Here is a 21,171-nt window from a genome sequence, read left to right as displayed (position 1 = left end):
TAGTAAATGACTGCAATTGCGTTCTTCGGCACCTTAGAGGTTGGGCTGATCTATGGCTTGGTCGCTCTCGGGGTCTATCTGACATTCCGTGTTTTGGATTTTCCTGATCTGACCGTTGACGGCAGCTTCCCAATGGGTGCTGCCGTCGCAGCAACCATGATCGTCGCTGGCTATAACCCATGGTTAGCGACGGCAGTGGCTATTTTAGCCGGTGGGATCACTGGGCTCGTCACCGCCTTTTTGACCGTAAAATGCGGCATCCTCAATTTACTCTCGAGTATTTTGACCATGATTGCCGCTTTCTCTATCAACATCCGTATCATGGGGCGCCCCAATATCGCTTTGCTCGGGGAAGAAACCATTCTCACCCCGTTCGAATCACTCGGGATTGCCCCAGCCTATCTTCGCCCCTTAGTGGTGGGCGTCTTAGTGATTATTAGTGGCCTCCTCGTCATCCGCCTATTGGCCAGTGACTTCGGCCTTGGGCTACGTGCTACCGGGGTCAACGCACGGATGGTGAAAGCCCAAGGTGGGAGTACCGCGATGTATACCTACTTTGGCCTTGCGTTATCCAACGCCTTTGTCGGCTTTGCGGGGGCATTATTTGCGCAAACCAATAGCTTTGCGGATGTAACCTCTGGCGTCGGCACCATTGTGGTGGGGCTCGCTGCAGTGATTTTGGGACAAACGCTCATCCCTGGGCGTAAAGTCTGGGTGGCCGTTATCGCGGTTATTCTAGGCTCTATCCTCTATCGTCTCGCCGTCGCTTTCGCGCTGTCGAGTGGCATGTTTGGCTTGCAAGCCTCTGACCTCAACTTGGTGACCGCGGTACTGGTTGCCGTTGCGCTCATTGCGCCTAAAATGCGCCAGCAATATCAAAAGTCAAAACGTGCGAAACAGGCGGAGGTGTCAGGATGATCTCGCTTAACAACATTCAAGTCACCTTTAACCCTGGAACCGTGCTGGAGAACCGCGCGTTACGAGGCGTTAATCTCACGATTCCTGAAAAAGAGTTCGTCACCATCATTGGCTCCAATGGCGCGGGAAAGTCAACCTTGCTGGGTGCAGTGACAGGTGAAACCCCGATGATTGGTGGTCAGGTCATGATTGACGACATCGATGTGACGAAAAAAGCCGTTCACCAACGAGCCACCCTCGCCGCTCGCGTGTTTCAAGATCCACTCGCGGGTACGTGTGCCTCGTTAACCATTGAGGAAAACTTAGCCCTAGCCTATCGGCGGGGTAAAGGCCGGGGCTGGACACGTGCGCTTGGCAGTAAACGTCGTCAATTATTCCAAGAGCGCATTGCGATTTTGGGGTTAGGATTAGAAGATAGGCTCGGTGACAGCATCGGCTTGCTGTCAGGAGGCCAACGCCAGGCGGTAAGTTTGGTCATGGCAACACTGTCAGACAGTAAGCTCTTGCTGCTTGATGAGCACACCGCTGCGCTGGATCCACGTATGGCCGCGTTCGTGATTGATTTGACCAAAACCATCGTCAATGAGTTTAACCTCACGGCGATGATGGTCACTCACTCAATGAAAGATGCCTTGGCCTGTGGCGATCGCACCGTGATGTTACACCAAGGCAATATTGTTCTCGATGTGCACGGTGATGAACGCAAGAATATGGATGTCCCGCATCTGCTGGAAATGTTCAATAAAGTCCGTGGCGAAACCCTTGCCGACGACAGCTTGCTACTTGGTTAACTTGTGGCTTAATTAGGCGGCGACGGCGCTTACTGTTATGGTAAGCGCCTAGTTTTCTGCTCTTCCTGCCAAAGATTTCGTATCCAACAGCCATCCATGCTAGGGTAGCTTTATCTTAGTAAGGGATTGGCTATGAACATTAAAAGCGTTCTACTCGCTTTATTGGTGGTGCTAATTTGGGGCGTCAACTTTTCCGTCATTAAAGTTGGGCTGGAAACCCTACCACCCATTTTGTTCTCAGGGTTACGATTTTTTATCGTCGCCTTGCCGGCGGTATTTTTTATTCCGCGTCCTAAGGTAAAACTCTGGCAACTATTCGCCGTAGGACTGAGCCTGGGCGTAATTAAATTTAGTTTGCTGTTTATCGCCATGCAAGACGATGCCTCAGCGGGTATCGCCTCGTTGCTGTTACAATCACAAGTTATTTTTACCATTGCGCTAAGCGCACTGCTCCTTAAAGAGCATATTACCGTGCCACAACGCATCGGGCTTGTTGTTGCCTTTGCCGGCTTTGGGCTCTTCTTCGTCACTTCAACGGGGAGCGCGACATTCACCGGCGTAGCGATGATTGTTGCCGCTGGCTTTTTCTGGGCAATTGCCAACATGGTGATGAAACAAATGCCAGGCGTTAACCTGATGCATTTTATGGTTTGGGTGAGCTTAATCCCACCGCTACCCCTGTTTGCTCTCTCGTATTGGTTTGAAAGTCACCAACCTCTTGCGCTGTTACAAGCGACACCGTTATCCGGATGGATATCAATAGCTTATGTGGGTTACTTATCTACACTGGTAGCGTTCGCCATCTGGGGCTGGTTGCTGAACCAGCACACTTCGGCCTCGGTCACCCCGTTCGCGCTACTGATCCCGATTGTCGGCATGGCGGCCGCATCGATAGGGTTAGGAGAAACCTTATCGATGATTGAGTGGATCGGGGCGGCCTTGATTGTTACTGGCTTAAGTCTGTCTGTGTTGGGTCGACGCATTGGCCGCTGGTTGGGATTAAAAGCGCGTGCCAGACCTACTTCTGCGTTGTAAATGATTTACCCGGCCACCACTGACTAAGCAACCTGCCACCGAGTGACGGCTGATATCGCCAGCAGTGATCAAACATAGCCATTAGGCTTGGATTGCCATACTTAGACAAGCTCACGGCATGAAAGCGATTATGGTTGGCTTTGAGCGCCTCAACCTTGTTGATCATCGCATCCGATTGCTTAGGCGCGATAAAGTCCGACACGACCACTAGATCCGCGTTTTGATAGCGATCGCTTTCCATCAGATTGATCGCTTTATCAATGACTGGCGTCATATCCGTGCCACCGTGAAACCGGTAAGACAGAAAGCTCATCGCTTCTTGTAAACCACGTTCACCGGTTAACTCATAGCTAATATGGTCAGTGGAAAAGAGCATCACGTAACAGTCTCGATGCTCAGTAGCGGCAATTCGCATCAACACGTACGCGAGGGCTTTAGCACACTGCTCTGGAAAACCGCTCATCGAACCTGAGGCATCCACCGCAATGATAAACGGCCCTTTCTTTTTTTCAGGCTTAGATTGACTCGGCGCCTGTGTCTCGACTTTTTTACGGCGATAGGCCTTACCGGAAAACTGATAGTTGAGGAGCTGTTTGTCTACCAATTGCTTGTAAAACACCACTTCAAGCGCCGGATCCGCGAGCAACACCGCTTCATTGGGCAACAAGCGATCAACCCGATCACTTTGGCAAATCCCCGTGATATCGTCCGGCACATCCACCTGACGCTCTGGTTTGGTTTTCAGTGTTTCAGTGGGCTGTTGGCTTGGCCCAGAAAGATTCACCTGATTGGCCATGCGCCCGAGTTGTTCCGCGATTGCCTGAAGCTCTGGGTTTTTCTCTAGAAAAGCAATAAACCGCTTAAGCAAGGTGACGTCTTGCTGAGAGAGAGAGCTCGCCGCCATATCCCACAGCCGCCCTACTTTGCTGATATCGCCCGACTGGTCAACGCCATCCATTTGCTGATAGGTTGAAATCCGGCGGTACAAATCTTCCAAGAGCTTTTGTTTTTGCGCCTCAACACTGTCGGACTGATTTTTTTGTATTTCCGCCTTTAAATGCGCGTGCCATTTATTGCAAAAGTACGACTGAAACATAGGGTCGGCGTGCTGAGCTTGATGGGCGGCGAGCTTTTCCGCCTGCGGATAGAACGAAGAAACCGATTTTAATTGGCTCAGTAGAGTATCAATCTCTTTTTCAAACGTGCGCGCGGTTTTTTCGGTGGCCAGCTCGTAGTATTGAATTTCTTGCTTCAGGGAAGCTGACAACCCTTGCTGTACCAGTTTGCGTTTTGTTTGCCCACGCCAGCGGTGAAGCTGTTTTTTTACGGCTCGCTTAATCGCTGGGCTTCGTTCAGTCAACACGAGTAACTGCGGGTGAGACATCAACTCTGTCATCGCCGCATCCAGTAACCCAGACTCCGCGAGCATCAAGCCCATGTTCAGGCTCTCAGCACTCAGCATGACTCGCTCCTGAGAAGAACTCACCTAAGCGCGCTAAACGATTAACTTGGCGCTCTAGATTATCGATCTGCGTTTTTACCTCATGTTCCACATCCACCAAACTCGCCGATGCGATTTCTAGCAAGTCCGGTTGCGCAAATAAATGCGGCAATCCAGCATTGAGTTGACTGCGCGCGCGACGAACTAAAAATTGTGCATGATGCAATTGTTCAAGCGCATGATCGGTTTGTTGCTTCCAACCTGCTAGCTGCGATTCGCTTGGATCGTTAACCCCCACCAAGGCCATCGGCACTGGGCGATTGGCAATGTCTTTGATGACCAAGGCTTGCTGCGCATCCCACTCTAACGTGAGACGGCACAGGTGATTGTTTTTATTCACATAGCCATACAAGTCTGTGCTGCCTGTTTTCAACTTTTTCTCAATGTCGGCCGCATCGAGATACACCCAGCGACTATCACCTTTTTCCTGCTCTGAAACCGATGGGTTGGCCCGAAGGAGGACAAAACGAACCAAATCTCGACTTTGGTTGACGGTGAAGCGAGGTGACTGGCTTACGTCAATCACCGCTTTGCGCGTGAGCCCTGCCGTTGCCGCGTCTTGTCGATAGGTCAACGCCTCAGCCGTATCTTGCTCAATATCTTCTAACGCCACTTTGACGTCATCAAGCAAGGCGAGTACTTCTTGTTGATCGAACAGCACTTCTTTGGCAAATGCCTGCATCACGGTTTGCACCACATCGCGTGATTCTGGGCTATGCCATAGGCAGTCTTCCAGTAACAATAAGTCCAGGGGGGCGACTTCGTCACGACCATTGAAAAAAGCGGCCGCTTTTAGCAAACGCACCGCTTTTTTCCAGCGCCGATCCGACACATAAAGCTCACTTGGGTCGAACTGTGATTGCTCACTGCCGGCATTTTCTACCCGTTGTTTTAGGGTGTAGAGTTTTTCGAATATCGCATCGGGCAGATCCAGAGTGGGAATTATGGTCTGCCAATGCTGATATTCTTGATGGCTAATTTTCAACTTATCGGCCACCGTTGCTTCATCCTGGCTGGGCTCGGTAAGCATCAGTTTGAAGTTTTTCTTCTCTTGGATCCGATTGACGAATACTCGTAGCAACATGCGATCGTACAAGGCATCGAGTCCACTGTCCGGCTCGGGTAATTCGTTGGACGCTGTCACCAATAAACGCATAGGAACAGGATAGACATGCTCGCCATTTTTAAAGGTGCGTTCGTTGACCACGGTCAGCAAGGTATTGAGGATAGCCGGCCCTGCTTTCCATATTTCGTCCAAGAAGACAACGTCGGCGTTCGGCAAATAGCCATCGGTCAAGCGTACATATTTGCCTTCATCTTTCAGCGCCTGAATCGAGAGCGGGCCAAATACTTCTTCCGGCGTAGAAAACCGGGTCATCAAGTACTCAAAAAACTGGCTGTTATCAAACGCTTCGATCAATCGTTTAGCGATATAACTTTTCGCAATCCCGGGTGGGCCAAGTAAGAAGATACTTTCACCGGCAAGCGCGGCCAACAGACACATCTTAATGGTATGTTCGCGCTCGTACACCCCACTGGAAAGCGCCTTGATGAGGCTGGCTATACGCTCAGGTAGCAAAGCACGTTGACTGACGGTGGCAAGATTTTGAGACAAGTGATACTCCGATTTTCATCGCTATACAGGGTATTTTTGTGCTTGATAACCACGAAGCGCTTGTTGATTAATCATGGCAAGCCAAGCGCTATTTGCCATTAACCGGCTGACTGACCGCACAAAAAACATACTACTATGTAAAATAATATTAATTAGTGTATCGATATATCATTAGCGCACTTGTCAGATAGTGACATAGATCACTCTCAAGTCAATCTTGCGACACATCCTCTTGTCATTGCCTGATAATTAACCTGCTTTCACTACGGGCCAGTGTGAGTGACCACCCCACTCAGTCCATGACCCATCGTAAACTGCCACAGGGTAGGCGAAGTAGTGCTCAGCCACAGCAGCCAAAATGCACGCGGTGACCCCCGAGCCACAACTTACTACGTTAACCCGCGTATCACTTAAGTGAGGTAACACGGTCGATCGCGCCTCACGCTCACTGATCACAAAGCCTCGTGGGTCGGTCAACGTGGCAAAGGGAAGATTCGTGGCGCCAGGCATATGGCCGCTACGAACGCCCTCTCTCGGTTCAGGGACGTCGCCATAAAAGCGCGTTTCAGGACGAACATCAATCACATTCATCACAGCGAGTTTCTCTGCCAAGGTGGCACCATCCATGTAGCGGTACGGTTTAAACTGCGTCTGATATGTCGCTTCGACACGTGGCTGCGGCGGGGTATTATCAATCACCCCCTCTGAGGCCATCCACGCGGGTAGCCCACCATCCAGGATAAACACATTGTGATGACCCATCACTTTGCACATCCACCACGCCCGCGCGGCAGAAAATAGCCCGTGCGTGTCATACATCACCAAGGTGTCTTGTGAGGCAATACCTAACGCTCCCATATGCTGGGAGAAGCGCTCTTCATCGGGCAACATATGGGGCAGACTAGACGTTGGGTCTTTGATACGAGTGTCGAAGTCAAAAAAAACGGCCCCCGGAATCCGACGTTGTTGCCACTCTTGAGCACTATCCCTCGACACATCAGGCATAAACCAACTGGCATCGACAGGGATCACGGTATCGAGGCGCTGAGCCAGCCATTCGGCGGTTACAAACACTGACATTTTGACGGTTCCTTTTCATCGTTGATTGACGGCTTACCACCCTTTCACAAGATATTGACCTTTCTCATCTGGTGTCAGCCTGCGTTTTTACTCATACTGAGAGCCTCGCATTGAAGATGCAACTAAATGAGGATGTGAATGACACCGTCTCGCGTGATCAGTGGCACTATTTTACTGTTTCCCACTTTGCTACTTGCGCCCAGCACAGCCTTGGCGGCAGGCTTTGGATTAACGATTGAAAACGACAGCCCATTGGGGGTCGACAACCAATACACCAGTGGCGTTTATGCGCACTGGCATGCCGATTGGTCCGATGACTTGAGCGCCACATCGGTCAAGCCGATTCGTTGGTTTGCCGAACAGCTTCCACTCAACGAAGCAGCAAGACAGGGCTGGAGTATCGACATTGGCCAAATGATGTGGACACCAAACGATATCACTTACACCACTCCTCAACCTGAGGAGCGCCCTTACGCTGGGTTGATATTTGTCGAGCCAGGTATCTATCAGCAAACGCCCGAGCGTGTGGATAAATGGTCACTGTTGCTTGGTATGGTTGGGCCTGCTTCTCAAACCGAAGAGGGACAATCTTACGTTCACGATTTAATTGATTCACCCGATCCTAAAGGGTGGGACTATCAAGTGGAAAACACACCTGTGGCGCAGCTTGCCTATGAGCGGCACCAGCTTTTACATCGTAGCGAGCATCAAGAATGGGGGATAACTGGGCGTGCGGATATCGGCAACTTCCGCAGTGAGCTTTCAGCAGGCCTTAGCTACCGTGTAGGTCTGGATCTTGCCAATACCTACGGTGGCATTAGTTATGAGCCCGGCCGCCACCTCGATAGCCGTTTATTTGACGCCAGTGAAAAAGGCGCCTTTTTGTATACCGCTATCCAAGGTCGCTACCGTGCCAATGACATCACCATCAATGGTGATAAGCCGCCAGAAAATGCAGACATCGATATGACGCATTGGCAAGCCAGTGCCGCAGCGGGCGTGGCGTTTTATCAACCCCGCTGGGGCACGGATATCAGTGTGGTACTGCACACCAAGGACTATGAGCAAGCTATCGATAACACCTACAGTTACGTTTCTTGGACCGTGCACTATCGCTATTAGCGATAGTGCCATTCCCTCACCCACTATCTTGAGGGAGCCACCGCCGTTTTAGCACTGCGCGGTAGCGTCAATTTATCAGAGAATTTCATCCACAATAAAGATGCTAGAATCATCGCAATACCCAGCCACTGCAACGGTTGTAGCGTCTCCTCAATCCAGAGTACCCCTAGTGTCACGGCCGTGAGCGGATTAAGGAACATGATGATCGATTGGCGGTTAGGTCCTAGCACGGTAATCGAGCGGATATAGGCCCAATAACCGACAGCAGTGTTGAGCACAATCACCCATATTAAACCTGGCACCGCGTGCAGCGTGGGCGCTTGTGGTGGCCCTGCTAGGATCCAGGCAAAGGGGATTAACATCGCACCACCCAGTACCAACTGCCACGCGGTCAGACCAAAGATATCCTTGGCTGCCCACCGCTTCATCCACAGTGTTGACTGCGCGACGAAAAACGTTGCTAATAGCATGGCGCCCGCCCCTAGCCAGTCTATGTCTGTGGACGGGTTGAGCAACAAGCCCACCCCGAAAAGCCCGAGTAATGCCAAGCTAAGCAGCTTAGGCTCTGGCCGTTTTCCCTCGGTTAACCACTGCAAGAGCATCAGAACTAGCGGTAAGGTAGCACCTAACGTCCCCGCCACCGCGCCCGGTAAGCGATATGCCGCGATAAATAACAGTAAAAAGAACGCGGCAATATTAAAAAAGCTCACGGCGAGCATTCTCGGCAAACTCAATGGTAAACCACGACGACTGATCAACAACATTAATATCCCGGCAGGCAGCGCCCGCCATACCGCCATCCAGTAAGGGGAAAGATCCCCCAAGTACAATGCGACCGCCGAATAGGTACTTCCCCAAAAAATGGGGGCGAGAATCGCAATAAAATAGTGCATAGCCTGTCTCCATTTATCTTTACATGAAGATAGATTAGCCGACAAATTGATCAGCATCAAGTATCTTTATAAAAAGATAAATAGTTGAGGGCGAGCTTCGCCAGCGTAATGATGTGGAGCTGCTATGCTTATTTATTGGTAAAACAGGGGGATACTAGAATGATTAACACTGAAAATGCCGTCGTTTTGTTGATTGATGTTCAGGGCAAGTTGGCGCAAAAAGTGGTGGGAAGCGAGGAATTACACCAAAAAGTGGCTCAACTACTACGCGGGTGCGAACACTTCGATGTACCCGTCGTTTGGGTCGAGCAACTGCCTGAAAAACTTGGCGCAACAACGTCGGCACTCGCCGACCTCATGCCAAACAACACACCGATTGCTAAACATACGTTTAGCGCTTTTGCTGAACCGCAAGTTGAACAGATGCTGAATTCTCTTAATCGCAAACAAGTGATTTTATGTGGCATTGAAACACATATCTGTGTGTACCAAACCGCCTGTGATCTGCTTCGGCAGCACTACCATGTGCATCTTGTCACGGACGCGACGTCATCCTGTCACCCTGCACACCATCAAAGTGGCATCGCAATGATGCAGCAGCATGGTGCCTGGATCACCGTGGTCGAAGCCTTGCTGTTTGAGTGGCAACAACACGCAGGGGGGTCGGACTTTAAAGCATTTTTGTCGCTCATCAAGTAAACACTCAGTAGATCTCTAATGATTGATATGGCGTAATTGTGGTCATAACGAGCACATTTCAGATTTTGAAAACGGTAGAATGAGACTTGCGCCCCATTTTACCTCCTAACACTTTAATTAGTGGTCTAATATTAGTTGGGATGCATGTTTGAAAAGGAAAGGAAGCATATGTACAAACGATTACTCTCAGCCGCTATTCTCTCGCTATCGGCATTGCCGGCCAGCGCAGATGATCACAACTGTGGCAAAGTCACCATCGCTGACATGAATTGGAACTCTGCCAGCCTGATTGCCAACATCGATCAGTTTATCTTAGAACATGGCTACGGCTGTGATGCCGAGCTTGTCCCTGGTGATACCATGCCCACTGGGACATCGATGATTGAAAAAGGTGAGCCGGACATTGCGCCTGAGTTTTGGAGTAATTCGATGCGCGAAGGCCTACAGCGCGGTATCGATGAAGGGCGAGTTCGCTATGCCGGTAGTGCATTAGTTGAAGGCGGCGAAGAGGGTTTTTGGATCCCACGTTATCTGGCCGAAAAGCATCCTGAGCTAAAGACTATTTCAGGGATCAAAGCCAATGCTGATTTATTTCCCCACCCAGAAGATGCCTCTAAATCCGCTTTTTATGGCTGCCCAGCAGGCTGGAACTGCCAAATTACGTCGGAAAACCAATTTGACGCTTTAGAGCTTGCTGACAGTGGGTTTGAAATTGTCGATCCGGGTTCTGGTGCCGGTTTGGCGGGCTCAATCGCCAAAGCTTACGAGCGCGAAGAAGCGTGGTTCGGTTATTACTGGGCCCCAACTGCGGTGTTGGGAAAATATGACATGGTCAAGGTGGACTTTGAGACAGGAACAGACGTACAGCATTATAAAGACTGTATTACCTCGAATGATTGTATGAACCCGAAAGCAACCATGTATCCAGCGGCTGACGTCGATACCGTGGTAACAGAACGCTTTGCCAATCGCGCCCCCGAGGCGCTGACATACTTAAAACAACGTGGTTTCACCAATGATCAAATGAATGGTTTGCTCGCATGGATGGAAGAAAACCAGGCCGATGGGGAATACGCGATGACTAACTTCCTCATCAATCACGAAGACATATGGACAAAATGGGTACCTAGTGACGTCGCTGAAAAAGTAAAGGACGCCCTGTAACCTTGAAAAGGCCAGCGCAGAGCTGCCGCTGTGCTGGCTCTCCTTTAGCAGTATAGGAACAATAACAATGGCTGATTCATGGCTAACGGAAGTGCCAGAAATGAGCAGGCGTGACCTGCTCGCTATTCGACAAACACTTGACGGCGCGTATCGCGACTTCTCCCGCGAATATGGTGAAGGTATTGAAGCCTTCTTTGACCCCCTCCTCCACTTTCTCGTTTGGTTTGAAGACTTACTCCTCGCCACACCTTGGTGGCTGGTGATTGCCGTACTGGCCGGTATCGCGTACCTCGCCAGTCGCTCTTGGAAGCTCCCTACGGCTGTGGTTGTTTCTTTCACCCTGATTGCCTATTTGGGCATGTGGGAAGATACCATGAGCACCATGAGTATCATTTTGGTGTGTACACTGGTTGCTATTGGCGTGGGAGTGCCGATAGGCATTGCCATGTCCAAGTCCAATCGTACCCAAGCCGTGGTCACGCCGTTACTGGATATTATGCAAACCATGCCTGCCTTTGTGTATCTCATCCCAGTGGTAATGTTACTGGGTATTGGCAAGATCCCTGGCGTTATTGCGGTGGTTATCTATGCGATTCCTCCAGTGATTCGTTTGACAAACCTGGGGATTCGGTTAGTCGACAAAGATGTGTTGGAAGCAGCGACCGCCTACGGCGCCAATGGCTTTCAGCGTTTATTCCAGATCCAACTCCCCTTAGCAATGCCAACCATTATGGCAGGCATCAACCAAACCATTATGATGGCGCTGGCGATGGTGGTCATTGCCTCAATGATTGGCGTTTCGGGCCTTGGACAGCCTGTGCTTAAATCGATTACTAACCAATACTTTACCTTGGGCCTTCTCAATGGTCTCGCCATTGTGGTGATTGCAATTATTTTCGATCGTGTGTCTCAAAGCTACGCCAAACGTTCCCAGCAGCATCTCAAAGGAGGCGATCATGACTAAGCCAGTGCAGGACACCTTAATTGAGATCCAAGGCCTATATAAAGTGTTTGGCGACCACCCGCAAAAGGTAATGCCTGCGGTCAAAGCCGGAAAAAGTAAAGATGCCTTATTACAAGAAACAGGGCATACCATTGGGCTCAGTGATATTAATCTATCCATTCGCCGCGGTGAGGTCTTTGTGATCATGGGCCTGTCGGGCTCTGGAAAATCGACCTTAATTCGTCATTTCAATCGCTTAATTGATCCCACCGAGGGTGAAATCCGCGTCGAAGGCACCGATATCATGAAGCACTCGCAAAAAGAGTTGCAGGCGTTTCGACGTCATAAGATGTCCATGGTGTTTCAACGTTTTGGCCTACTCCCGCACCGTACAGTGAGAGAAAATGTTGGGTTTGGTTTGCGAATCCAAGGAGAGGGAAAAGCGCAACGCGATCAAAAAGCGGAACAATGGTTGTCGACCGTGGGTCTTGACGGCTACGCCGATCAATATCCGGCGCAATTATCTGGTGGACAACAACAACGTGTCGGCCTTGCACGCGCTCTCTGCACCGATGCAGAAATTTTGCTGATGGACGAAGCATTTTCTGCCCTTGACCCGCTCATTCGCAGCGAGATGCAAGACCAGCTGATTGAATTGCAGGAAAAATTGCAGAAAACCATCATTTTTATCACTCACGATCTGGACGAAGCATTGAGGCTTGGTGACCGTATTGCCATTTTACGTGATGGTAAGCTCGTGCAAGTCGGAGAGCCTGTCGATATATTGCTCCAACCGGCCGATGACTATGTCGAGGCTTTCGTAAAAGACGTTAATCGTGCTCGTGCACTCACTGTGGAAACCGTGATGCAGCCACAGATATGCCGTATCAGTGCCAACACAATTGGCGATGCGATTCAGCAGATGCGTCAGCAAAAAGCCAATTATGGCTATTACATCACAGAAGAAGGCTATCAAGGCACCCTGAGTCAAAAAAACCTCAGTGACAGAGATCCAAGCGGTGATATCGAGGCAAGTCTTCTCGAAGACGTGCCTGCCATTGAGCAAGACTCGTTATTGGAAACCGTCATCCCAGATACGTTGGAGTCAAAATGGCCGCTCCCCGTGTTTGATAATCAAGGCGAGCTGATTGGGCACCTCTCACGGCAAACAGTGGCGAGTATTCTCAGTGAAAGTGGCCATAAATACGCAGGCGAACCTGACGATCAAGGCTCAACGAAAAAAGCCAGTTAGCCAATAACGCACTCTCGCTGACCGTGAACGCGTCCCGCTCAGGCGGGGCGCTTTTTTTTGTTGTCGCGCGTTTCTTCACCATTTTTCAGCCGCATCATGTTCATAAAAATGAACAGTGATTTCATTCGCAAATCACATTACTGAGACATCTGTCATTCTACTGAAACAGTGGCTCCTTAAGCTGCGTCGCATATTTAGATTAGGCAGTTGACAGGAAGTACCATGAGCGTAAGACAGCGGTTATTGATCGCCTTCACCCTCTTTATCGCCTCGACCATCGGACTCGGTAGTCTCGCACTTTGGATATCGGCTCGCTCCGCGGATGCCTCAGCCGAATATGTGAATCATCAACTTCCCGAAGTATGGGCGCTTTTAGCTCTTGAGCGTGATCACCGCGATCTCGTCAATCTGTCGCAAAAAATCAAAGCACAAGTCTTGTTTTGGAACGAGATCACCCCTGAGTTTGAGAGGCTTCAAGAGCGTTATCAACAGAGCTGGCAAGCGTTGTCACAGTATCCGTCTTTGTCGGATTGGCGTACCGAACAGCTAGAAGGTAAAAAGAAGTTCGACCAATACCTCACCAAGCTTGCTAAAACGATCGACAGTAAAAGCTTTTACGATGCCGGGCGTCTCGTGGATTTTGACCTCTACCCTGCCGTTGACCCCATGTTAGCGGCCATCAACGAAAAACTGACCGAGCGACAAGATAACGCGAAAAACTCGGCCAGTGCGCTTATTACTTTTTTGCACCAGCAATCGAACATCGTCTATATCGGTTGTGGGATCACACTATTACTGGCCTTGGGGCTGATGACTTGGCTACGAAAAACCGTGGTGGTACGCTTGGATCATATTGCCACATCCCTGACTGATATCGATCAGCGCTCCGATCTCTCCGTGCGTTTATTCGATAAGTATCAGGATGAAGTCAGTGCCGTCGCTCGCGCATCAAATAATCTGCTCGATAAGTTCAGTCACTTTGTCACCGATATACAATCGCGGACATCAGCGCTTGATCAACAATCGGATACCTTAGACCAACAAAGCACACAAGTGGCGACGATTAATCAGCAAACACGGCAAAACGTAAACGACGTCGCACAATCGCTGACCGTTATGGAAAGCGCAACCACGGAAATCGCCAACGCCATTCATGACACCCGTGAATACATCGGCAAAGTCTCTCAGGACAATGATGAAATTCAAACGCAAATGAGTGCGACGGAAGCCTCGATTGCCCATAGCGTCAAAGTCGTTGAAAACGTATCCAACACCATGGCAACGCTGAAACAAACCAGTAGCCAGATTGCCGGCGTTATGGACGTGATTGAAGGGATTGCAGAACAAACCAACTTGCTTGCCCTCAATGCTGCCATTGAAGCAGCGCGCGCGGGTGAGCATGGACGAGGCTTTGCCGTCGTCGCTGATGAAGTAAGAAGCCTGTCGCAGCGCACAGCACAATCGACCGGTGATATCCGCGACTGGATCAATGATTTACTCGGCCAAGTCGATACCGCCAATACCCTACTAACGGAAACACAATCAGCCAGTGCTGACAATCAGCAAGCCAGTGTCCGACTGCAGAGTTATTTAGGCGAAATGCATACCACCTTCCAAGGGCTTGAACAGCTCAGCGCGGAAGTTGAAGCAGCTCTGGATTCTCAGCATAAAGAAATTGCTCACCTCACCCAGCAACGTCGCGCGCTCAAACACGGTAGCCAGTCACTCACCGATGCAATAGATACCACCAGTAACGTGAGTGGCCAGTTAAGCCATCAATCCAGCGCATTGACGCAATTAACTGACCAATTTCAAACCTAATCGCCTGGTGTGATAACGCGCTTCGCGGTGTATAGAGGGCGCCCCTTTTCAGAGGGGCTATTTGGCTTAAGCATTATTAATGCGCGCGAAACCAGCCGCCAGATCGGCAATCAAATCGTCAACGTCCTCTAATCCGATATGTAGCCTGACGAGTGTGCCGGAAAAATCCACCTTCCCTACAGGCCGGATGCGATTGAGTTGCTCTGGCTGATTGGCCAACAATAACGACTCAAAGCCACCCCATGAGTAAGCCATGCTGAAATGCTGCAAATGATCACAGAAAGCGTCCAATTGCGCATCAGACAAACGCTGCTCAAACACAAACGAAAAGAGCCCATTGCTGCCGGTAAAATCTCGCGCGAAATAGCGGTGCCCGGGACAATCTGCAAATGCAGGGTGAAGTACTATTGCTACTTCGGTTTGCTCATTCAGCCAATTGGCCACCTGTAACGCATTGTCTTGATGCTGGGCAAGGCGTACATCCAAGGTTCTCAATCCGCGAGCGGCTTGGTAAGCCGTATCAGGATCGACCGTTTGTCCCATTAAATAAGCGCGCTCGCGTAAGGTCGGCCAGCAGCGTGCATTGGCAACAGCAGTACCTAGCATATTATCCGAATGGCCAATAATATACTTGGTTCCAGACTGAATCGAAATATCCACGCCTTGTGCTAACGGTTGATACAAGCGACCTGCAGCCCACGTGTTATCCATCATGATGATCGCATCTGGCGCTCGCTCTCTTACCGCTTGAACGATTGCTGGCGTATCGTGCACTTCCATGGTGTAAGAGCCTGGAGACTCTAGAAACACAACCCGTGTATTTGGCGTGATACGTTGACCAATCTCCGTGCCCTCGAGAGGATCAAAATACTCGGTTGTCACCTGCATATCAGCGAGAATTTTTTGGCAAAAATCTTGAGTTGGCTCATAGGCCGATCCTGAGACCAAAATATGGTCACCGGTTTTCACAAACGCAAGAATACTGTTTGCGATGGCCGCCGCACCACACGGAAAGAGTGCACACCCCGTTCCTTGCTCAAGCTCGGTCATGGCATCTTGCAGCGCAAAATGGGTAGTGGTTCCTCGTCTTCCATAGAACAAGGTTTGCTGGTGACGATTGGCAATCGCGTGCTTCTTCTCAGCTAACGTATCGAAAACAATTGAAGAGGCGCGCTGTACGACTGGGTTGACCCCACCAAGGGTATAGGCTTTACGGCGTCCGGCATGTATTAGCTGCGTACGACTGTGTTTCTTTTCCATCGTTCACTCATCCTAGGTTGACTGACTTATAGCCTACGGGTTTGCACAAGGGCAGTAAAGACATTTAGACGGCCAAACAAAGTTTTATGACGTCGATTTGGCTATATGTCATAGCGCTTAGCACTAACTCGTTTAGCCTATTGATACCCGTGATGACTATTGTTTACAGTACTAAGTAGATCACACTTTTACTATTCTCTCCTAGCACCACCACAAAAACGTATATACATTGTATATCTAAAAGATAGGCGTATCGGCATGGCAAAAAAAGAAAAAACGAAAAAAGACAGCCAGTTACTGATAAGAATCAATAGCGAGCAACGGGATGCATTCTTAGCGGCCTGCGACGAACAGGATACATCCGCAGCACGTGAAGTACGCCGATTTATCAAACAGTTTTTAAAAGACCACGAAACGAATAAATCATCGTGATCACACATGGGGTGGACATGCCGGCCCCGTCCACAGCATTGAAGCTGTATTGCAGTGGCAAACGCTTCGGCAAATCATCATTGAGGAGAGAAACCATGGCAAAAGCATCTAAAAAAGATCTGAAAAAATCGATTAAGAAGGCAAAAGCGAAAGTTGCAAAGCAGGAAAACAAGCTGAAAAAGCTCAAAAAGCAACTAAAAAAAGCCTAAATCACAGGCTGATACGCAGTAAAAAAGCTCGGCATTGCGACCGAGCTTTTTATTTTTCATCTCATCAACGTCTGTTTGTCATGAACAGGTACTGAGTGTCCCTTTCACTCCGGCTTTACGGGCTCAACCGTAAATCGTCCAACATCAACGCCCACGACCTTGACCTGTTCCCCAGCCAGCAATGTACAATCATCGGCGGCCGAGCTGAGTCGCAGTTGCCAAGTGACGCCTGAGTATTTAATCGTCGAAGGCTGCTCTCGGCTCAACGGCTCACTGAGCGTCAATATCAACCCGATAAAATCACTATGACGATTATCCGGACGTCGTCCACCACGTTGTAGCTGTTTAAGTGGGCGCCACAGCATGGCAGTTAACAAGCCTGCGCTGATCCCCGTACTGCTAAATAACGCCGTAACGGTTTCTGGCACAACGCCGACCATCGCCAAAAGTCCCACCAAAATGGCAGCAACACCGGTTGCTAATAAAACAATGGTCGATAGGCCAAGCAGCCACACTTCGACGGCTAACAGTAACAAGCCCACAATCACGGTTAATTCTGCGAGGTAAATACTCACACTAAACATCCTGTTTTACGCTTTGCTCTTATTGAGTGTATCAATAATTGTCATCGCTTCTGCAACCACATTCGCTGCACCTGTCCCAGAGTCAGGTAGCAGTACGACTGAGGACTCTTTGGCAATGGCCTGTTTCGCCTTGATCGCTTTTTCTGCAAGCTCTAACTGGATGGCTTTTTGACCTTCCTCTGTTATTGCTCGTGTCCCTACGATTTCAAGTGCTTCGGCTTGCGCCTCGGCAACCGCGATAATGGCTTGCGCTTCACCTTCCGCTTGCAAGATTTGCTCAGACTTCTCTGCTTCCGCCGCTAAGACTCGGGCCTGCTTTTGACCTTCAGCAACGTTGATATCCGATTGGCGCGCCCCTTCTGACTCAAGAATAACCGCACGCTTCTCTCGTTCAGCCTTCATTTGGCGTTCCATGGCATCGAGAACAGAGCGAGGTGGATCGATATCTTTAATTTCGTAACGTAAGACCTGAACACCCCAAGGCTGAGCGGCTTCATTGATTGCAGAGACAATCGCGGTATTTAAGCTTTCGCGCTCTTCGAAGGTTTTATCCAGCTCCATTTTACCCACTTCACTACGCATGGTGGTTTGCGCAAGCTGAGTCACGGAGTACACATAATCATCGACGCCATAACACGCTTTATACGGGTCCAATACCTTGATGTACAAGACACCGTCGACAACCAGCGAAATGTTATCGCGCGTGATCGCGGATTGACTGGGTACATCATATGCTTGTTCTTTTAACGTTCTGGTATAACCAATACGATCGATAAATGGCACGATGAAATTGAGACCCGCTTCCATCGTCTTGTAATACTTACCAAATCGCTCAACAACATAAGCTGTGTTTTGTGGCACAAACTTAATCGCACCGCGTAGTACCACAATCACTAAGACCGCCAGCACTACCCAAACGCCAACAAAGCTCGACGTTTCTAAAAAAATCGTATCCATGGATAAGCCCTATCACTGCGGGTCACAATCATGACTCGCATAAACAAACACAAACGCGCGCACAGGTGCTTACGGCGTTACTCGTCGCGTTTTATGATACGTTATTGTCAGCATAAAAAGACATCATCCAATGGTTAATTTGACACTCCTCGCAATCTAGATCGCTTTTTTATGACGCCCTTTGCGTCGATACAGCACAGTTATCAGGCTGTGCTCTCATTTTCACAACAAGCTCACACAAAGTTGCCTCTTTCATCCGCAAAATAGATTTACCTCACACTCTTTTGGGTGTATTCTCGATAGTGTTCAACCGTGTTGGTTGACGAACTGTTGGTCGTAGACACACCATGTTGCAACCAATAGTAAACTGACGCGCAAATAACGCGTGGTCCTGTTGAAGCTGCTAGGCAGCTTCGATAATCGGAAATTTATGCAGCAATTGAATATAGATACATCGAAACACCCTACCGCTAGGCTGGAAAGTTAGTTGTCCTGAAGATATTCGCTACATTTGCCCATAGAGTCGATTAACGGCACTCGCGTCACTGCAACACCTAGTTAATATATTCAGGAGACACCATGTCCAAAGCTAATGGTTCCGTTAAGTGGTTTAACGAAGAGAAAGGTTTCGGTTTTATCCAGCAAGAGAACGGTCCAGACGTATTCGTTCACTTCCGTGCTATCGTTGGTGAAGGCTTCCGCACACTAGCAGAAGGCCAACAGGTTGAGTTCGATATCGAGCAAGGTCAGAAAGGCCCTCAGGCTGCGAACGTCGTTCGCCTGTAAGCCAAACCAAATTTAAGAGAAAGGCGCCCAACTGGGCGCCTTTTTTGTCTCTATCATTTGTGCTTTAGTCTAAACCATCATTTTTTTAGCGAAACCTCATCAAGGTCGCATTCCTTTCACACTCGCTATAGACGCTCTTGCCACCATCCACTAGGCTGAAAACATAGACATTGTCAGGAGGACGTATGCTATCTCCGTGCTTAATTGTTGACGATCATGAAATGATTCGTGACACCATTGGATTGATGGCGCAAGCGCTTGGTATTAAGTCGGTGATCACGGCAGCAGATGGTGCCGAGGCGATATCAAAGGCATACCATGAAGAGCCCAATCTGATCATTACCGACTTACAAATGGATCCCATTGACGGGTTGGAAATGTTACGCCTCATGCGGAGCGGCCGCTATCATTTGCGTCATGACACGCCCATCATCATTTTAACCGCTAACGCATCTCAGGCAGTGATCAGCGAGTGCATTCGCTATGACGTCGATGCTTTTATGGTTAAACCGGTGAAGAAGCAAGATCTAGAAAACCGTGTCAAACAGCTCTCTAAACAGACCAAAGCTAAAAAACCTCCCAAGTTTTACTTTGAGATGTATCAATCAGACCCTGCTAAATCAACGGATTTTGAGCACAATGGGGCCATCGTCTTTACCGAAGAAGAGCAGCAGAAAATAGAAGGCATCAACGAGCCGCAAGGCCCGGCGCGATCAGATCTGACACAAAAAGAACCATCTATAACGCCAGCCCAGGGAGAGTCGAAAGATCGGAAATTTATTCGGTGGCAAGAAAAGTATACAGTGGGTCATCAATCATTGGATGAGAGTAACAAGCAGCTGCTCTCTATTATCAACGATACGTATGAGGCCATTGCCTACCACCATGAAGACGAGACTAAGACGGATTTTGAGGCACTCGCGCAACGCTTTCGTGACTACATTGACTCACACTTTCAGCTAGAGGAAGATATCCTCGAAGCGCGCGCCTACCCCAAATACAAAGAGCATGCGGCAATTCATCAACGTCTGGCTCGGCAGGCGCAATATGTCTTGTTGCAATGCCAAGCCGATCCAGAGCTTTATCGCTCAGAGTTTTTTAAGTTTCTACGTTATTGGTGGATTCACCATGTGGTGCGTGAAGATACCCAATATCGTGATTTCTTACTACAGGGTCCCTAGCACACTGAGTCGCTAGCCAACTTCGGTGCCCACAGTGTTCTTTGCCTGTTGGCACCGATACTTGCATCCAAGCTATCTGTTCCTAACTTATATCTCTCTCCGTTCAGCATTCGTTATGCTCGTCATCCAAGACCACATCGACCCTATTCCGCCACATAGATTGGGTGTGGGAACCTACCCACACCTTTAGGCCAGTAAATGTTACTCCTCAAAACACTTACTTTCACAAAAAATTTAACAATATAAAAATCGATATAAATCAATGTCATAATAATAATTGATAAAGCCAACACTAAAATCTGGGGTTGATAAACCAAATTCATCGCCTATTATATAAAACGAATTCGTTAGAGCACAAAACAATTATGTGGCGATCAAAAACGACAGACACGGCAGTACTTGAATCCGAAGTACGTGACCGTAAACAGACCCAGACCAACACGCAGTTTGTGTTTCGTAAGCCAGCCATCAAGGATGGCGGCAACATCTATCGATTAATCACGCAGTGCCCACCGTTGGATGTGAACTCCGCTTACTGCAACTTCCTACAGGCGACTCACTTTAAAGAGACCTGTGTCGTTGCTGAGCGTGAGGGTGATGTACAAGGCTTTATCTCGGGCTACATTCGCCCTGAGCAGCCAGACACATTTTTTGTCTGGCAGGTTGCAGTGTCACCCAAAGCACGTGGTGAAGGGCTTGCCCTCTCGATGATCGAAGCGCTGATGGCACGCAAAGTCTCAAGCAATATTCGCTTCATCGAAACCACCATCACAGAAGACAACGCCGGATCTTGGGCGCTGTTTAAAAAGGTAGACCGCCTCTACGGTACAGGTGGTCAGCGCTCTGTGTTCCTTGACGAACAAGAGCATTTCAACGGTGAACATGACACCGAATACCTTTTCCGAATTCCACTCAAAAAATAACAGGA

At 49.3% G+C, this 21,171-nt stretch carries 20 protein-coding genes; 13 read left to right on the top strand and 7 right to left on the bottom strand.

Annotation, left to right across the window (positions count from 1 at the left end; genetic code table 11):
* Window positions 1-6: 6 nt before the first annotated feature.
* The 3 genes from N8M53_RS14880 (at window position 7) to N8M53_RS14870 (ending at window position 2,744) form a co-directional block, all read left to right on the top strand.
* On the top strand, window positions 7-918 hold the full coding sequence (locus tag N8M53_RS14880) for an ABC transporter permease (protein WP_046075965.1): 912 nt from the start codon (window positions 7-9) through the stop codon (window positions 916-918).
* Window positions 915-1,709 (top strand): ABC transporter ATP-binding protein, encoded by a 795-nt coding sequence (locus N8M53_RS14875; protein WP_046075966.1) that lies wholly within the window; start codon window positions 915-917, stop codon window positions 1,707-1,709. The genes N8M53_RS14880 and N8M53_RS14875 overlap by 4 nt, the downstream gene beginning before the upstream one ends.
* Before the next feature lie 132 nt (window positions 1,710-1,841).
* On the top strand, window positions 1,842-2,744 hold the full coding sequence (locus N8M53_RS14870; protein ID WP_269580135.1) for an EamA family transporter: 903 nt from the start codon (window positions 1,842-1,844) through the stop codon (window positions 2,742-2,744).
* On the opposite strand, the gene viaA is transcribed toward N8M53_RS14870, so the two are convergent.
* The 3 genes from viaA to N8M53_RS14855 form a co-directional block, all read right to left on the bottom strand.
* Complete coding sequence (gene viaA, locus N8M53_RS14865) at window positions 2,728-4,206, bottom strand: ATPase RavA stimulator ViaA (protein WP_269580134.1); 1,479 nt, start codon at window positions 4,204-4,206, stop codon at window positions 2,728-2,730. The genes N8M53_RS14870 and viaA overlap by 17 nt on opposite strands.
* Window positions 4,193-5,860, bottom strand: coding sequence for an AAA family ATPase (locus tag N8M53_RS14860; RefSeq protein ID WP_269580133.1), 1,668 nt, complete (start codon window positions 5,858-5,860; stop codon window positions 4,193-4,195). The genes viaA and N8M53_RS14860 overlap by 14 nt, the downstream gene beginning before the upstream one ends.
* Window positions 5,861-6,109: 249 nt before the next feature.
* Complete coding sequence (locus tag N8M53_RS14855) at window positions 6,110-6,940, bottom strand: rhodanese-like domain-containing protein (RefSeq protein ID WP_269580132.1); 831 nt, start codon at window positions 6,938-6,940, stop codon at window positions 6,110-6,112.
* Between the two features lie 138 nt (window positions 6,941-7,078).
* Here N8M53_RS14855 and N8M53_RS14850 point away from each other — a divergent pair, with 138 nt between their 5' ends.
* Window positions 7,079-8,062, top strand: a complete 984-nt coding sequence (locus tag N8M53_RS14850; RefSeq protein ID WP_269580131.1) for a lipid A deacylase LpxR family protein — start codon at window positions 7,079-7,081, stop codon at window positions 8,060-8,062.
* A 23-nt stretch (window positions 8,063-8,085) separates the two neighbouring features.
* On the opposite strand, the gene N8M53_RS14845 is transcribed toward N8M53_RS14850, so the two are convergent.
* The gene (locus N8M53_RS14845) at window positions 8,086-8,955 is read right to left on the bottom strand and encodes an EamA family transporter (protein ID WP_269580130.1); all 870 of its coding nucleotides are present in this window, start codon (window positions 8,953-8,955) and stop codon (window positions 8,086-8,088) included.
* A gap of 159 nt (window positions 8,956-9,114) precedes the next feature.
* Between N8M53_RS14845 and N8M53_RS14840 the strand changes: the two genes are divergently transcribed.
* The 5 genes from N8M53_RS14840 to N8M53_RS14820 all read left to right on the top strand — a co-directional run bounded on the left by N8M53_RS14840 (window position 9,115) and on the right by N8M53_RS14820 (window position 14,834).
* Complete coding sequence (locus N8M53_RS14840; RefSeq protein ID WP_269580129.1) at window positions 9,115-9,654, top strand: isochorismatase family protein; 540 nt, start codon at window positions 9,115-9,117, stop codon at window positions 9,652-9,654.
* Window positions 9,655-9,822: 168 nt separating this feature from the next.
* A complete protein-coding gene (locus N8M53_RS14835; protein ID WP_269580128.1) occupies window positions 9,823-10,818 on the top strand; it encodes an ABC transporter substrate-binding protein in 996 nt (331 codons plus the stop codon).
* A gap of 67 nt (window positions 10,819-10,885) precedes the next feature.
* Window positions 10,886-11,782 (top strand): ABC transporter permease, encoded by an 897-nt coding sequence (locus tag N8M53_RS14830; protein WP_046075974.1) that lies wholly within the window; start codon window positions 10,886-10,888, stop codon window positions 11,780-11,782.
* Entirely contained in the window at window positions 11,775-13,013 is a 1,239-nt protein-coding gene (locus N8M53_RS14825) for a quaternary amine ABC transporter ATP-binding protein (RefSeq protein WP_269580127.1), read from the top strand. The genes N8M53_RS14830 and N8M53_RS14825 overlap by 8 nt, the downstream gene beginning before the upstream one ends.
* Window positions 13,014-13,235: 222 nt before the next feature.
* Window positions 13,236-14,834 carry a methyl-accepting chemotaxis protein gene (locus N8M53_RS14820; protein ID WP_269580126.1) on the top strand — a complete coding sequence of 533 codons (1,599 nt, stop codon included), beginning with the start codon at window positions 13,236-13,238 and terminating at the stop codon, window positions 14,832-14,834.
* Between the two features lie 66 nt (window positions 14,835-14,900).
* Here N8M53_RS14820 and metC read toward each other — a convergent pair whose 3' ends face one another.
* Window positions 14,901-16,094 (bottom strand): cystathionine beta-lyase, encoded by a 1,194-nt coding sequence (gene metC, locus N8M53_RS14815; RefSeq protein WP_269580125.1) that lies wholly within the window; start codon window positions 16,092-16,094, stop codon window positions 14,901-14,903.
* A 258-nt stretch (window positions 16,095-16,352) separates the two neighbouring features.
* On the opposite strand from metC, the gene N8M53_RS14810 reads away from it, so the two are divergent.
* Window positions 16,353-16,526 carry a hypothetical protein gene (locus N8M53_RS14810; RefSeq protein WP_269580124.1) on the top strand — a complete coding sequence of 58 codons (174 nt, stop codon included), beginning with the start codon at window positions 16,353-16,355 and terminating at the stop codon, window positions 16,524-16,526.
* 313 nt (window positions 16,527-16,839) lie between these two features.
* On the opposite strand, the gene N8M53_RS14805 is transcribed toward N8M53_RS14810, so the two are convergent.
* Together N8M53_RS14805 and N8M53_RS14800 are read right to left on the bottom strand one after the other, a co-directional pair.
* Window positions 16,840-17,310, bottom strand: a complete 471-nt coding sequence (locus tag N8M53_RS14805; protein ID WP_420066618.1) for an NfeD family protein — start codon at window positions 17,308-17,310, stop codon at window positions 16,840-16,842.
* A gap of 15 nt (window positions 17,311-17,325) precedes the next feature.
* Window positions 17,326-18,276 carry a slipin family protein gene (locus tag N8M53_RS14800; RefSeq protein WP_269580122.1) on the bottom strand — a complete coding sequence of 317 codons (951 nt, stop codon included), beginning with the start codon at window positions 18,274-18,276 and terminating at the stop codon, window positions 17,326-17,328.
* A gap of 579 nt (window positions 18,277-18,855) precedes the next feature.
* Here N8M53_RS14800 and cspE point away from each other — a divergent pair.
* The 3 genes from cspE to ectA all read left to right on the top strand — a co-directional run bounded on the left by cspE (window position 18,856) and on the right by ectA (window position 21,166).
* Window positions 18,856-19,062: a cold-shock protein gene (gene cspE, locus N8M53_RS14795; protein WP_025744354.1), complete on the top strand. Its 207-nt coding sequence runs from the start codon at window positions 18,856-18,858 to the stop codon at window positions 19,060-19,062.
* Between the two features lie 185 nt (window positions 19,063-19,247).
* On the top strand, window positions 19,248-20,243 hold the full coding sequence (locus tag N8M53_RS14790; protein ID WP_269580121.1) for a bacteriohemerythrin: 996 nt from the start codon (window positions 19,248-19,250) through the stop codon (window positions 20,241-20,243).
* Between the two features lie 365 nt (window positions 20,244-20,608).
* The gene (gene ectA, locus N8M53_RS14785) at window positions 20,609-21,166 is read left to right on the top strand and encodes a diaminobutyrate acetyltransferase (protein WP_077459636.1); all 558 of its coding nucleotides are present in this window, start codon (window positions 20,609-20,611) and stop codon (window positions 21,164-21,166) included.
* Window positions 21,167-21,171: the final 5 nt, after the last annotated feature.

The organism is Salinivibrio kushneri (assembly GCF_027286325.1).
GTDB classification, from domain to species: Bacteria; Pseudomonadota; Gammaproteobacteria; order Enterobacterales; family Vibrionaceae; genus Salinivibrio; species Salinivibrio kushneri_A.
This window is presented reverse-complemented; position numbering and strand designations above follow the sequence as displayed.

Bases quoted from the DNA above. Each gene is read 5' to 3' on its own strand.
- N8M53_RS14880 (WP_046075965.1), top strand. From the start codon at position 7: ATGACTGCAATTGCGTTCTTCGGCACCTTAGAGGTTGGGCTGATCTAT.
- N8M53_RS14875 (WP_046075966.1), top strand. From the start codon at position 915: ATGATCTCGCTTAACAACATTCAAGTCACCTTTAACCCTGGAACCGTG.
- N8M53_RS14870 (WP_269580135.1), top strand. From the start codon at position 1,842: ATGAACATTAAAAGCGTTCTACTCGCTTTATTGGTGGTGCTAATTTGG.
- viaA (WP_269580134.1), bottom strand. From the start codon at position 4,206: ATGCTGAGTGCTGAGAGCCTGAACATGGGCTTGATGCTCGCGGAGTCT.
- N8M53_RS14855 (WP_269580132.1), bottom strand. From the start codon at position 6,940: ATGTCAGTGTTTGTAACCGCCGAATGGCTGGCTCAGCGCCTCGATACC.
- N8M53_RS14850 (WP_269580131.1), top strand. From the start codon at position 7,079: ATGACACCGTCTCGCGTGATCAGTGGCACTATTTTACTGTTTCCCACT.
- N8M53_RS14845 (WP_269580130.1), bottom strand. From the start codon at position 8,955: ATGCACTATTTTATTGCGATTCTCGCCCCCATTTTTTGGGGAAGTACC.
- N8M53_RS14840 (WP_269580129.1), top strand. From the start codon at position 9,115: ATGATTAACACTGAAAATGCCGTCGTTTTGTTGATTGATGTTCAGGGC.
- N8M53_RS14835 (WP_269580128.1), top strand. From the start codon at position 9,823: ATGTACAAACGATTACTCTCAGCCGCTATTCTCTCGCTATCGGCATTG.
- N8M53_RS14830 (WP_046075974.1), top strand. From the start codon at position 10,886: ATGGCTGATTCATGGCTAACGGAAGTGCCAGAAATGAGCAGGCGTGAC.
- N8M53_RS14825 (WP_269580127.1), top strand. From the start codon at position 11,775: ATGACTAAGCCAGTGCAGGACACCTTAATTGAGATCCAAGGCCTATAT.
- N8M53_RS14820 (WP_269580126.1), top strand. From the start codon at position 13,236: ATGAGCGTAAGACAGCGGTTATTGATCGCCTTCACCCTCTTTATCGCC.
- metC (WP_269580125.1), bottom strand. From the start codon at position 16,094: ATGGAAAAGAAACACAGTCGTACGCAGCTAATACATGCCGGACGCCGT.
- N8M53_RS14810 (WP_269580124.1), top strand. From the start codon at position 16,353: ATGGCAAAAAAAGAAAAAACGAAAAAAGACAGCCAGTTACTGATAAGA.
- N8M53_RS14800 (WP_269580122.1), bottom strand. From the start codon at position 18,276: ATGGATACGATTTTTTTAGAAACGTCGAGCTTTGTTGGCGTTTGGGTA.
- cspE (WP_025744354.1), top strand. From the start codon at position 18,856: ATGTCCAAAGCTAATGGTTCCGTTAAGTGGTTTAACGAAGAGAAAGGT.
- N8M53_RS14790 (WP_269580121.1), top strand. From the start codon at position 19,248: ATGCTATCTCCGTGCTTAATTGTTGACGATCATGAAATGATTCGTGAC.
- ectA (WP_077459636.1), top strand. From the start codon at position 20,609: ATGTGGCGATCAAAAACGACAGACACGGCAGTACTTGAATCCGAAGTA.